The following is a 13,241-nucleotide window of genomic DNA, read 5'->3' as shown; positions in this document are numbered from 1 at the left end:
AGGTGAGTATTTCTTGCCTAGCTTTTTATGTGAAGAGATGTTGTTTTAATGATTAAAAATGTTTGCTAAACTAATAGAATCTGTGCTACTTATGTAAAGGTAAGTGTTCAATATCTTACATGGTTCATGAATGGTTTAGGTATATGGTAAGAAAACAAACTAATAGAATGAGGAAAGCCTAATGAAGATAGCAGTAATTGGAGGGGGCGCAATCGGCCTTTTGGTGAGCGCATACTTGGCTGATCATGCTCAAGTTACTCTGTATACGAGAAGAAAAGAGCAAGCAGACCAAGTGCGTGAACATGGAATAACGCTAAAGCGTAAAAAAAATGTGAAAAAGGTAAAGGTGGATGCGAAGGTTTTAAGACTTGATGAAGCCTTTGTGCATTATGAACTAATTGTGGTAGCAGTTAAGCAATATAGCATTAAAGATATTATTCCTTACTTAATGAAGGCTCCAAAGCATGCATCGGTATTATTCCTTCAAAATGGAATGAGTCATGTTACATTGGCAAAACGTCTTCCTCAGCGTACCATCTATTTAGGAGTTGTTGAGCATGGTGCGATGAAAGAAACAGATGATGTGGTGACTCATTCAGGAGTTGGCATCACGCGTGTTGCTTTGTTTAAAGGAGGGGATTTAATTTCCTTTCAACGGTTTCATTCTGATGTGTTTGCATTTATGCAGGAGAATGATTGGTATGAAATGCTTATTCAAAAGCTTGTTGTGAATGCAGTAATCAACCCTTTAACAGCTCTTTACCGAGTGAATAACGGTGAAATCATACATAATTCCTATTTTTATAAAACAGCGAAAGCCGTTTTTAATGAGCTGCATGCTGTGTTACGATTAAAAGACCCAACAGCCTATTGGAATCGAGTAGTAGATGTTTGTGAAAAAACAGCTCAAAATTATTCATCAATGAGGAAAGATCTTCAACAGCAAAGAAAAACAGAAGTTGAATCCATATTAGGCTATATTTTAGAAGAAGCGGCTAAGCGCCAAATTAATACTCCTATTATCCACTTTGTATATAATGGAATATTAGGGTTGGAAGATAGTGAAAGTGAAGGAAGGTGACCGTGAATGGGGAGCTTAGTTGTAAGCATCTTGGCTACGTTTATCACGCTGCCAGTGGTAGGTTTTTTTGTATTATACACTCTACTCAAAAAAGTGATGAAAAATCGGCGTAAAGCAGTTCACATCTCTACATATGTCTCAACAATTTTTTTAATTGTATCCACGCACTACTTTGCCAAGCAAATTTTCAACCAGTCTTTTTTGTGGCTGATTATTTTAGTGCTGCTCGTTTTGGCGATGATTGTGATGCTTATAAACTGGCAGGTGAAGAAAGACTTACAGCTGAAAAGAATGACAAAAGGGATGTTTCGAATCAGCTTCTTTTTCTTTTTGTTTTCACATGTGTTATTAGTTGTTAGCGGCCTAATCTTTGAATTATTAAAGTTATGAAGCATGTTACTAGACGTGTCGAGAAACAATATGGATAATGAAGCTAGGTAAACTGAACAAGTATTAGTTATAGAAAGGAAGTTCTTTCATGGAGATTACAGATGTCTCTTTATCAGCAACGAACAAGTTAACAGAAGAATATATACAAGGTAGCAACCAAGCTATGTCATACTTTCATTACAATATACATAAAAGTGATGTTTATAAAGAGCGCTTACATGATCTGAAAAGCTATACTCATCCAAGAGAAGAGCTTGTTGAGTACTTGACGGGATTCAATAAGAAGCTAAATGCGTCAAACAAAACCTTGGAGAACATTGAACAGCTTCGTGACCAAGACAGTGTTGTCGTGGTAGGTGGTCAGCAAGCAGGGCTTTTGACAGGACCTCTATACACAATCCATAAAGTTATTTCAATCATTTTGTTAGCGAAACAGCAAGAAGAAGCGCTGGGAGTACCTGTACTACCAGTATTTTGGATTGCAGGAGAAGATCATGATTTTGCTGAAATTAATCATGTTTATGTGGAAGAAAAAGGGCAAATGCTTAAAAAAACGTTTAAGCAGTCGCTGAAAACCAAAGATATGGTTTCCAATGTTAACATAAACCAAGCAGCCTGTAGTGAGTGGATTGATAGCTTGTTTCAACTGTTTGGTGAAACAGAGCATACAAAAGAAGTATTGGCCTTTTTAAAATGCTCGCTTCAGCAATCTCAAACCTTTACCGATTTTTTTGCGTATTTAACGACAAAGTTGTTTACGGAGTATGGCTTAATTTTAATGGATGCTGCTTCGGAAGAATTGCGTAAAATTGAATCCTCGTTCTTTATTCAGCTAATCGAGCAAAATGAAGCCTTTTCTCAGTCCGTTATGGCTCAGCAGAAAAAGTTAAGCGATGACTATAAAAAGGTGATTGACGTTGGAAGTGAAACAGCACATCTTTTCTATTCTCATGAGGGAAACCGCAGCTTGTTAGAGAGAGATGAAGCTCAGAATTTTAAAGGGAAGCAAGATGAAGTGTCTTTTTCAAAAGAAAACCTCATTCAGATTGCAAAGCAAAGTCCACATTTATTAAGCAATAATGTAGTGACGCGTCCGTTAATGCAAGAATATCTGCTTCCAACATTAGCTTTTGTTGCTGGACCTGGTGAAGTAGCGTATTGGGCAGAGTTACAGCAAGCGTTTAATATCTTTAACTTTACTATGCCTCCGGTTGTTCCTCGCCTATCTTATACGTTAGTAGAGCGTAACATTGCTAAATATTTAGAAGAACTAAATATTAATTCAGAAAAAGCAGTTGTACAAGGAGTAGCTACAGAGCGAGAAGCATGGCTACGTGCAGAAGTTCGTAATCCTTATGAAGGATACTTTAATGAAGCGAAAGAAAAAATAGAAGAAATTCATAAAACTCTTCGTGAAAATGTTCAAAAAGAAGACAAAACGTTTGAAGAAGTTCTATTGAAAAATCGAGCAATTCTTCAAAAGCAAATGGAGACTGTTCAAAAAATTGTCGAATCTAAACAGCTCATTAAGCATGATGTAACGCATACGAAATACAATAAAATTGAGTGTGCACTTCGTCCTAATGGAGCTCCTCAAGAACGAATCTGGAACGTCGCTTATTATTTAAATAAATATGGCATGCAGTTCGTGTCACAATTACTCAATGAAGAAGTCGAATTTAATCATCATCTAAAGGTCTGTTACCTCTAATAAAATCCTGCTGCAAAGCAGGATTTTTCTTTTATAAAAGAGAAATAGTGTACATACACAAAGCAACCAAACAAATCCTAAACAGTTATTTTTTTACAAACTCTAAAACACATCGTAGCACCTTACTTTTTATGCCAGGAATATGTCTCGTGTTTAACAAAATAAAACCTTTTGTAACAGAAAGACAAAATTCTACTTAATTCTTGTATAAATAGCTGAAAAAATGTTGAAATTTGATATATAATGAAATGGTATTAAAAATGTATAAAATTTACCTTTATTTCAAGGCGTTTATACATAATTAAGTAGTTTAAAAAGAAGTAGGTGTCAACATGTTTAATCACACAACTGTTTTGCTAAAAGAAGCAGCAGAAGGCTTAAATATTAAGCCTGACGGAATTTATGTAGACTGTACGCTTGGCGGAGCAGGTCATAGTGAATATATCGTCAAGAAGTTATCTGATGAAGGTAGGTTAATTGCATTTGATCAAGATGACATTGCAATTGAAAATGCAAAGGGGAAATTAGCCCCTTATCTAAATCGAGTAACGCTCATAAAAAGTAATTTTCGCTATTTAAAAGAAAAATTAGAAGAGCATGGAATCACAGAAGTAGACGGGGTTTTATTTGATTTAGGTGTTTCATCTCCACAGTTAGATACCCCGGAGCGTGGCTTTAGCTTTCACCATGATGCCCCTCTTGATATGAGAATGGATACGAACTCAAGCCTTTCTGCTTATCATATCATCAATGAATGGCCTTATGAAAAGCTTGTGAAGATTTTCTTTCAATATGGTGAAGAGAAATTCTCCAAGCAAATTGCTAGAAAAATTGAGTCATATCGTGAGCAAAAGGCAATTGAAACAACTCTGGAACTTGTTGACATTATCAAAGACGGTATTCCCGCTGCTGCACGTAGAACGGGTGGGCATCCAGCGAAGCGTGTGTTCCAAGCAATTCGTATTGCTGTAAACGATGAACTTCAAGTGTTTGAAGATGCAGTTGAACAAGCAATGAACGTAATCAGCGTTGGTGGAAGAGTGAGCGTTATTACTTTTCACTCGTTAGAAGATCGTATTTGCAAAGTAGCATTTAAAAATGCGAGCACAGTCCCACAGCTTCCACATGGATTACCAGTTATCCCAGAAGAATTCCAACCGAAAATGAAGGTAATTACGCGCAAACCAATTGTGCCTTCTGAAGAGGAAGTGGTTGATAATAAGCGAGCTCGTTCTGCGAAGTTAAGAATTATTGAGAAATTAAAGTAAGCGTAACAGGCAAAGAGAAAAAAGGAGGGGATTGTGTTGAGTAATGTAGCGTATCAAGTTAAACCTAACACGCAACATGAACAACAAAAGCAGCCGGTTCGTAAAGTTGTAAAAAAGTCGAAACGAAAGATTTCGGTCGGTGAAAAGTTTGTTTATACAGGTACACTTGCACTTATGCTTTTTGGTGCAGTTCAAATGATTTCTAATCAGGCAACGCTTTACAGTACAAATGCAGAAGTACAGGCGTTGGAATCAAACATCCAAAAACAAGAAACAAAAAACAATGAGTTGAAGCTTCAGGTAACAGAGCTAAGTGCGTATGAGCGAATTTGGGCAAAAGCAAAAGAACTAGGACTAAGTTTAAACGAAAATAACGTTAAAGTAGTCGAAAATTGAACCAATGAAAATGCCTAAGAAAAATAGCAATATTAGTACAGGAGCAGCAATATTGATTGTAATATTTGCATTGCTCTTTTTTGTATTAACAGGAAGGTTCTTTTATATACAGGCCACAGGAAAAGCTGAAGGCCAAGCTTTAGCCGAAATCGCACAAAAAAAATATACGAGAGAAACAACCATTGAAGGACAGCGTGGAACGATTTATGATCGTAACGGAGAAGCTATTGCACACGACACGGGAGCATATACGGTTGTAGCAATTTTAGACCCAGACCAAACAAAAGATAAAGACAAGCCAAAGCACGTAGTAAATACGGAAAAAACAGCAAAAGAATTAGCGCCGTTGCTCAACATGAAAGAGGAAGAGTTACAGAGCTTGTTAGATAAAGGTGTAAAAAAAGGCTCGTTTCAAGTAGAACTTGGTCCCGGGGGACGAGATATTAACAATACGACTAAGCAAAAGATTGAAAAGCTTAAGTTACCTGGTATTACGTTCTTGCGAGATGCGAAGCGTTTTTATCCAAACGGAGTGTTTGCCTCTCACATTTTAGGATACGCACAAAAGAATGGTGAAGGAAAAATCGTTGGGAAAATGGGGATAGAACAAGTCTATGATAAGCAGCTAACAGAAGAAGATGGAAAAGTATTCTATCAAGCTGGTCAAAATGGAATTAAGCTTCCAGATCCAAAAGAATCAATTGTCCCTCCAAAAAACGGTGACAATATTTACTTAACCCTTGATGAAAAAATTCAAACGTTTGTAGAAGATGCTTTGACAAACGCTCAAAAGGAATACGATCCAGATAACATTATGGCTGTAGTTGCAAATCCAAAAACGGGCGAGATTCTAGCAATGTCTACGCGACCAACGTTTAACCCAAACGTTCGTGATATTACAAATTATCGAAACCCTATTATTGAAGACAGCTTTGAGCTTGGGTCTACAATGAAAATCTTTACGCTCGCCGCTGCGATTGAAGAAGGTGTTTATAACGGCGAGGATATTTATCAATCAGGAGCTTACAAAGTTAGCGAAAAAGATGCGCCAATTCGTGACCATAACGGTGGTAACGGATGGGGACCCATTACGTTTGACGAAGGCATTCGACGTTCGTCAAACGTTGCCATTGCGATTCTAGCCAACGAAAAGCTTGGGACAGAAAGGCTCTTTAATTACTTAGAGGATTTCGGATTTATGAAAAAAACGGGAATCGATTTGCCTGGAGAAGCTTCTAGTAAACTGATTTCTAAATATCCAAGGGATCGAGTGACGACTGCATTTGGTCAGGGGTCAGCATTCACTCCAATTCAGCAAATTCAAGCTGCTACTGCCATTGCAAACGATGGTAAAATGATGAAGCCTTACGTCATTGAAAAAGTTGTAGATGGTACAACGAACAAGGTGAAAAAAGAAACGAAGCCAGAAGTGGTAGGGAAACCTATTTCAAAACAAACAGCCAATGAAGTACTTGATATCCTTGAAAGTGTTGTATCTGAGGATGATGGTACTGGAAAAGCGTATGCTATTGAAGGCTATGACGTGGCTGGCAAAACGGGAACGGCTCAAATACCAAATCCGAACGGAGGAGGATATTTGCATGGACATGGTAAAAACCTATTCTCATTCATGGGGTTTGCACCAGCGAAAGACCCCGAGCTAGTGGTTTATGTAGCGGTCCAAAATCCAAACCTAACTCCTCAAGAGTCAGGTTCAGCTCCGCTTTCGATGATTTTTAATCCGGTTATGAAAAATAGCTTACAAGCGTTAGGAGTTAAGCCTAAAGAAACAGATGAAGAAAAGCAGAAGCAAAAAAGCACATCTTCTGAAATTAAACTTGATAGTTATGAAGGTAAATCAGTAGGTGACGTCAAGAAAGAATTAGAAGCAAAAGGATTAACGCCTGTCATTGTTGGAGAAGGCAAAAGCATCGATGACCAATTTCCTAAAGCAGCTCACACTGTTATTAGCGGAGAAAAGGTATTTTTACAAACAAAAGGTACACCAACGATGCCCGATATAACCGGCTGGTCTCACCGCGAGGTGATCCGATTTACTGAGTTTATGAATATAAAAGTTAGTGCATTAGACAGTGGCTTTGTTGTGACTCAAAGTATTAAACCTGGTAAAGCTGTTAAAGAAGGTAGCTATTTAGTGGTAGAGCTTGAACCTCCCGAATCCCTTTCGGAAGCTGTAGAAGTAAAGCAGAAAGAAGAAGAGGTTCAAAGTAAAGAAGAGCAAGATAGTTCAGACGAAAAACCAACTGAACCAACTGATTAGAAATACGTTCTATCGAATAGTGTACAAGCATATATTGGAACGAGCCGATTCAGAGGAGGTTCTATTATATGCGGGTATCAGGAGTAACTGTTCGCAAACGATTAGCAGCAGTTTTAATTGCGGGTTTTTTAATTTTTTTAATTATTGACACAAGGCTTGGGTATGTGCAACTTTTCATGGGCGATGCGCTCACAGAAAAAGCTAAGGGGCTTTGGAGCAGAAATATCCCTTTTGAACCAGAGAGAGGGAAAATCCTAGATCGTAACGATGTACCACTAGCTACGAATAAAAGCGCTCCGACGGTTTTAATTATGCCAAGGCAAGTTGAAGATCCGGCAAATACAGCTGAACAGCTGGCAAAAGTGTTAAATACAACGAAAGAAAAAGTATATGAACAAATTACCAAGTCCGCTTCTAGCGTCTATCTACGCCCCGAAGGCCGTAAAATCTCACATGCTAAAGCAAATGAAGTGAGAAATTTGAATCTAAAAGGTGTGTATATTGCAGAAGATTCTAAGCGCCATTATCCATTCGGTAGCTATCTCTCGCATGTGTTAGGGTTTGCGGGAGTTGATAACCAAGGTTTAATGGGCTTGGAACTTTACTATGATAAGGAGTTAAAAGGTGAACAGGGTTCAGTTAAGCTCTATTCAGATGCAAAAGGAAAGAAAATGCCCAATATTGCAGATGATTACACAGAGCCGGTTGATGGACTGGATTTAAGGTTAACCATTGATTCTAGAGTAAATACAATTATTGAGCGAGAGCTCGATAATGCACAAACTACCTATAACCCAGATGGGATGATTGCTATTGCAATGAATCCTAAAACGGGTGAAATTTTAGGAATGTCAAGTAGGCCAACATTTGACCCTGCTGATTTCCAAACGGTTGACCCAGATGTTTATAACCGTAACCTTCCGATATGGAGTGCGTATGAACCTGGTTCCACTTTTAAAATCATCACCCTAGCAGCTTCTTTAGAAGAAAAGAAGGTTGATTTATTGAAGGACCAATTTTATGATGATGGAGCTGCAGAAGTGGGTGGTGCGAAACTAAGGTGCTGGAAGCGTGGAGGACATGGACAGCAGACTTTCTTAGAGGTTGTACAAAATTCTTGTAACCCAGGTTTTGTCGAACTCGGGGAGCGCTTAGGGAAAGACACGCTTTTTAAATACATCCGTAACTTTGGTTTTGGTGACAAAACGGGTATTGACTTACAGGGTGAAGCAAGAGGGATTTTATTTCCGCTCGACCGTGTTGGTCCAGTAGAACAGGCAACTACTGCTTTTGGTCAAGGGGTGGCTGTTACGCCTATTCAACAAGTTGCTGCCGTAGCAGCAGCTGTAAATGGTGGGACCTTGTATACGCCTTATATTGCTAGGGAATGGGTTGATCCCAAAACCGGAAATGTTGTTCGGAAAAATGAACCTGAAGCGAAGCGCAAAGTTATTTCTGAAGAAACATCAAAACAAGTTCGATTTGCTCTTGAGAGCGTCGTTGCTCAAGGGTCAGGTAAAAATGCGTTTGTAGAAGGATACAGAGTCGGTGGTAAGACGGGAACAGCTCAAAAAGCAAAAGATGGAAAGTATTTAGAAAATAATCATATTGTTTCATTTATTGGATTTGCTCCCGCCGATGATCCCGAACTAGTGGTATATGTAGCGGTAGATAATCCAAAAGGCACTACTCAATTTGGTGGAGTCGTTGCTGCACCAATCGTAGGAAAGATTATGGAAGATAGCTTGCCAGTGTTAGGTGTACAACCTCGTACAGGCCAAATTGAAAAGGAATTGACGTGGCTGGATACACCAATGATAAAAGTACCAAATTTTGTAGGGTTATCAAAAAAAGAGTTACAAGAGCAGTTAGTTAATTTAAAATTAGATGTGAGTGGTTCAGGGGAAAAGGTCATTAAACAATCACCGGAGGCTGGAACGAAGGTGAAAGAAGGCGAAACAATTCGAGTATACATGAGTAATTAAGTCATATATATGAGTGATTACGTGGTACAATAGAAGATGTTTCATTTTATAGAATAAGTAATGGCATGACCCAACTCTTTTATTCTATTCGTTTTATTCACTATAAGTGGAACTATCTACTTGTATGTTTGAGACAATTAAGCCTTGAGGGAGTTCCCTCGTGGCTTCTTTTTCTGTAAAATGTTCAAGGTGATATTTCGCTTTACACATAGAGAGGACATGGTAACAATGGATTTAAGAAAGCTATTAGGACATTTACATGACTTCGTGCAAATTCCTGAAAAAAACATTGAAATTACTTCAATTGAAATGGATTCAAGAGAAGTAAAGCCGAGAGCACTGTTTATTTGCGTAAACGGTTATACGGTTGATGGACACGATTTTGCGCAAACAGCTGTCGAAAAAGGTGCCGTGGCTATTCTAGCGGAACGTCCGCTTGATGTGGACGTACCTGTTATCTTAGTCAAGAGTACCAAAAGAGCAATGGCTGTGTTAGCAGATGCGTTTTATGGCCACCCAACGCAAAAATTACGTTTAATTGGCGTAACGGGAACAAATGGTAAAACAACCATTACACATTTGATCGAACATATGTTTAAAGCGCAGCAAAAGAAAACAGGGCTCATTGGTACAATTGAAATCCGTATTGGCGATCAGTCGTATGACGTGAAAAATACCACGCCAGAATCACTAACTTTACAAAAAACATTTGGACAAATGGTAGAAGAAGATGTTGAAGTAGCAATGATGGAAGTATCTTCACACGCGCTTGATATGGGGAGAGTGCACGGATGTGACTTTGATGTCGCTGTGTTTACAAACCTGACTCAAGATCATCTAGATTATCATGAGACAATGGATGATTATCGTCGAGCGAAAGGGCTATTATTTGCTCAATTAGGCAATGCTTATTATAGCGACAAGCGCCCTAAGTTTGCGATTTTAAACGCGGATGATAAAGCATCAGAAGAATATATTCGCAGCACGGCAGCTACAGTCATTACATATGGCATTGATAATGAAAGTGATATACGTGCAAAAAATATTAAAATGACAAACGGTGGTACAACGTTTACGCTTGTAACTCCTATGGAGAGCGTGGAAGTAACGATGCAGCTTGTGGGGAAATTTAGCGTATATAACGTACTAGCAGCAACTGCAGCTTGCTTAGTATCGGATATGCCACTGTCCGTTATTGTCGAGGAAATAACGAAATTACAAGGAGTCTCTGGTCGTTTCGAGTTAGTAAATGAAAACCAAGAATTTACGGTCATTGTTGATTACGCACATACACCAGATAGCTTGGAAAATGTGTTGCAAACGGTAAAGCAATTTGCAACAAATAATATCTATACTATTGTTGGATGCGGTGGAAATCGTGATCGCACAAAGCGTCCAATTATGGCGAACATTGCAGCTTCTTACAGTACGGAGGCTATCTTAACATCTGATAACCCAAGAAGTGAAGATCCAGAAGCCATTTTACATGATATGGAACAAGGGATTAAAACAGATAATTTCGTTACGATTGTTGACCGAGCAGAAGCCATCAAATTTGCGGTATCAAAAGCTCAGAAAGATGATGTTATTGTCATTGCAGGAAAAGGGCATGAGACTTATCAAATTGTTGGTAATCAAGTTCTGGATTTTGATGATCGTGAAGTAGCACGTAAAATGATTAGGGAGCGAAATTTGTAATGAATTGTTTGAAACAAAAACTAGGAAACATCAATACATTAAATGAGGAGGGAATGACATGCTAGAGCCAGCTATTTTATTAACCATCGGCTTAGCCTTCCTCATTACGGTTTTATTGTCGCCGGTATTCATTCCGTTTTTACGAAGATTAAAGTTTGGTCAAAGTATTCGCGATGAAGGACCAAAATCACACCAGAAAAAATCAGGAACGCCTACAATGGGTGGGATCATGATTTTACTATCAATCATTGTGGCAACGCTAATCATGGCTAATCAATATGCAGAGGTAACGTATCGTACGTTCCTGCTGTTATTTGTAACAATTGGTTTTGGATTGTTAGGGTTTTTAGATGATTTTATTAAAGTGGTATTAAAGCGAAATTTAGGTCTAACGTCAAAGCAAAAGTTTTTAGGGCAAGTGGTTATTGCGATTATTTTTTATTTCATCGCTAGACAATTTGAATTTTCAAATGAAGTAACGATTCCGGGAATTCCAACACCAATTGATCTTGGGTGGTTTTATGTTATCTTCTTAATCATCTGGTTGGTCGGCTTCTCAAACGCAGTAAACTTAACAGATGGTCTAGACGGTTTAGTATCAGGTACAAGCGCGATTTCCTTTGGTGCCTTTGCTGTTTTAGCATGGAATGCAGGTCAATTGGAGATTTCTATTTTTTCAGTCGCTGTTGTAGGCGCAGTTTTAGGCTTTTTAGTATTTAACGCATATCCAGCAAAAGTGTTCATGGGAGACACAGGCTCACTAGCTTTAGGTGGAGCTATTGCAACGATTGCAATTTTAATGAAAATGGAATTTTTACTTGTTATCATTGGCGGTGTTTTTGTTATCGAGACGTTATCCGTTATGATTCAGGTAGCATCATTTAAAACAACGGGCAGACGCGTTTTCAAAATGAGTCCATTACATCATCACTATGAGCTAAGCGGTTGGTCCGAGTGGCGCGTCGTTATGACATTTTGGGCTGTAGGATTATTGTTTGCAATGCTTGGAATTTACATTGAGGTGTGGATATAAGTGAAAACAATTGATGGTTATCAAAATAAACAAGTACTTATTTTAGGGCTTGCAAAAAGTGGTTTAGCAGCAGCAAAACTTGTAAAGAGTCTAGGGGCGAAAGTGGTTGTGAACGATCAGAAACCATATGATGAAAATGATGCAGCTCAGGAACTTGAAGCTATTGGCATTAAGGTGGTTTGTGGTCATCACCCATTAGAGCTACTTGATGGTGTGGATGTAATTATAAAAAACCCAGGGATTCCGTATTCTAACCCTCTTCTTCAGGAAGCATTAAAGCGCAAGCTCTCAATTATTACTGAAGTAGAACTAGCATATCAAGTTAGCGAAGCGCCTTTCATAGGGATTACGGGGAGTAACGGAAAAACAACAACCACTACGTTAATTTATAAAATGCTAGAAGAAGATCGTAAAAACCCGCTAATTGCAGGTAATATTGGTACAGTGGCTTGTGAAGTGGCGCAGGAAGCAAAGTCAGAAAACATTATTGTAACGGAACTTTCTTCATTTCAATTGATGGGCATTGAAACTTTTAAACCCAAGATTTCTTTATTTTTGAACCTATTTGAAGCGCACTTAGATTATCACGGTACGAAGGAAGAGTATGCGCAAGCGAAAGCCAATATCTTTAAAAATCAAACACAAGATGATTTTGCTGTGGTTAACATGGATGATGCAGAAGTGAGGAAAGTAAGCGAAGGTATTGCTGCACAAATTGTGCCGTTTTCTGTTAAAGAAGAAGTAAAAGATGGTGCATACCTGCTAAACAACCAGTTATATTTCTGTAACGAAGCGGTTATGAATGTAAAAGATGTTGTTTTACCAGGTAAGCATAATTTAGAAAATATTTTAGCTGCAATTGCGGTCGTTAAGCTGTTGGGTTGTTCAAACGAAGCGATATATCGAGTGCTTACAACGTTTGCAGGCGTTAAACATCGCGTTCAGTATGTGACAACCATTAACAAGCGTAAATTCTACAACGACTCTAAAGCTACCAATATATTGGCAACAACAGCAGCGCTGTCTGCTTTTACACAGCCGACCATTTTATTAGCCGGTGGATTGGACCGAGGTAATGAATTCGATGAATTAAAACCATCCTTGGGACATGTGAAAGCTGTCATTACATTTGGTGAAACCGCACCAAAAATTGAGCGCGTCGCAAAAGAAGCAGGAATACAAGTGGTTAAACGTGTCGATAATGTTAAACAAGCAGTAATTGAAGCATATGACTGTTCAGAAGAAGATGATGTTGTACTATTATCTCCGGCTTGTGCAAGCTGGGATCAGTTCAAAACTTTTGAAGAACGTGGAGACATGTTTATCAAGTCTGTGCATAAACTGAAATAAGGGCTTGTCTAGACACCTAGAACACAAGAGCCCTAATCTATTGTTTCG

At 38.5% G+C, this 13,241-nt stretch carries 10 protein-coding genes; all 10 read left to right on the top strand.

Annotated elements, in window-relative coordinates:
• Nucleotides 1-181: 181 nt before the first annotated feature.
• The 10 genes from AC1UFB_RS10450 (at nucleotide 182) to murD (ending at nucleotide 13,193) form a co-directional block, all read left to right on the top strand.
• Complete coding sequence (locus AC1UFB_RS10450) at nucleotides 182-1,081, top strand: 2-dehydropantoate 2-reductase (protein WP_328100696.1); 900 nt, start codon at nucleotides 182-184, stop codon at nucleotides 1,079-1,081.
• Between the two features lie 6 nt (nucleotides 1,082-1,087).
• Nucleotides 1,088-1,471 carry a DUF3397 domain-containing protein gene (locus AC1UFB_RS10445; RefSeq protein WP_061784798.1) on the top strand — a complete coding sequence of 128 codons (384 nt, stop codon included), beginning with the start codon at nucleotides 1,088-1,090 and terminating at the stop codon, nucleotides 1,469-1,471.
• A gap of 88 nt (nucleotides 1,472-1,559) precedes the next feature.
• On the top strand, nucleotides 1,560-3,182 hold the full coding sequence (gene bshC, locus AC1UFB_RS10440) for a bacillithiol biosynthesis cysteine-adding enzyme BshC (protein WP_482589153.1): 1,623 nt from the start codon (nucleotides 1,560-1,562) through the stop codon (nucleotides 3,180-3,182).
• A gap of 332 nt (nucleotides 3,183-3,514) precedes the next feature.
• A complete protein-coding gene (gene rsmH / locus AC1UFB_RS10435; protein WP_025908833.1) occupies nucleotides 3,515-4,450 on the top strand; it encodes a 16S rRNA (cytosine(1402)-N(4))-methyltransferase RsmH in 936 nt (311 codons plus the stop codon).
• Nucleotides 4,451-4,486: 36 nt separating this feature from the next.
• Nucleotides 4,487-4,846, top strand: coding sequence for a cell division protein FtsL (gene ftsL, locus AC1UFB_RS10430; protein WP_025908834.1), 360 nt, complete (start codon nucleotides 4,487-4,489; stop codon nucleotides 4,844-4,846).
• A gap of 4 nt (nucleotides 4,847-4,850) precedes the next feature.
• Nucleotides 4,851-7,127 (top strand): penicillin-binding protein, encoded by a 2,277-nt coding sequence (locus AC1UFB_RS10425; RefSeq protein WP_482589151.1) that lies wholly within the window; start codon nucleotides 4,851-4,853, stop codon nucleotides 7,125-7,127.
• A 68-nt stretch (nucleotides 7,128-7,195) separates the two neighbouring features.
• Complete coding sequence (locus AC1UFB_RS10420; RefSeq protein ID WP_061784801.1) at nucleotides 7,196-9,112, top strand: stage V sporulation protein D; 1,917 nt, start codon at nucleotides 7,196-7,198, stop codon at nucleotides 9,110-9,112.
• 228 nt (nucleotides 9,113-9,340) lie between these two features.
• Nucleotides 9,341-10,810, top strand: a complete 1,470-nt coding sequence (locus tag AC1UFB_RS10415; protein WP_482589149.1) for a UDP-N-acetylmuramoyl-L-alanyl-D-glutamate--2,6-diaminopimelate ligase — start codon at nucleotides 9,341-9,343, stop codon at nucleotides 10,808-10,810.
• Nucleotides 10,811-10,868: 58 nt separating this feature from the next.
• A complete protein-coding gene (gene mraY / locus AC1UFB_RS10410; RefSeq protein ID WP_482589147.1) occupies nucleotides 10,869-11,843 on the top strand; it encodes a phospho-N-acetylmuramoyl-pentapeptide-transferase in 975 nt (324 codons plus the stop codon).
• Nucleotides 11,844-13,193: a UDP-N-acetylmuramoyl-L-alanine--D-glutamate ligase gene (gene murD, locus AC1UFB_RS10405; RefSeq protein ID WP_100346896.1), complete on the top strand. Its 1,350-nt coding sequence runs from the start codon at nucleotides 11,844-11,846 to the stop codon at nucleotides 13,191-13,193.
• Nucleotides 13,194-13,241: the final 48 nt, after the last annotated feature.

The sequence above is a fragment of the Priestia sp. KCTC 13724 genome (genome assembly GCF_056820425.1).
Note: the sequence above shows the minus strand (reverse complement) of the source record. Positions and strands in the feature narration are given on the sequence as shown.

Bases quoted from the DNA above. Each gene is read 5' to 3' on its own strand.
- AC1UFB_RS10450 (WP_328100696.1), top strand. From the start codon at position 182: ATGAAGATAGCAGTAATTGGAGGGGGCGCAATCGGCCTTTTGGTGAGC.
- AC1UFB_RS10445 (WP_061784798.1), top strand. From the start codon at position 1,088: ATGGGGAGCTTAGTTGTAAGCATCTTGGCTACGTTTATCACGCTGCCA.
- bshC (WP_482589153.1), top strand. From the start codon at position 1,560: ATGGAGATTACAGATGTCTCTTTATCAGCAACGAACAAGTTAACAGAA.
- rsmH (WP_025908833.1), top strand. From the start codon at position 3,515: ATGTTTAATCACACAACTGTTTTGCTAAAAGAAGCAGCAGAAGGCTTA.
- AC1UFB_RS10425 (WP_482589151.1), top strand. From the start codon at position 4,851: ATGAAAATGCCTAAGAAAAATAGCAATATTAGTACAGGAGCAGCAATA.
- AC1UFB_RS10420 (WP_061784801.1), top strand. From the start codon at position 7,196: ATGCGGGTATCAGGAGTAACTGTTCGCAAACGATTAGCAGCAGTTTTA.
- AC1UFB_RS10415 (WP_482589149.1), top strand. From the start codon at position 9,341: ATGGATTTAAGAAAGCTATTAGGACATTTACATGACTTCGTGCAAATT.
- mraY (WP_482589147.1), top strand. From the start codon at position 10,869: ATGCTAGAGCCAGCTATTTTATTAACCATCGGCTTAGCCTTCCTCATT.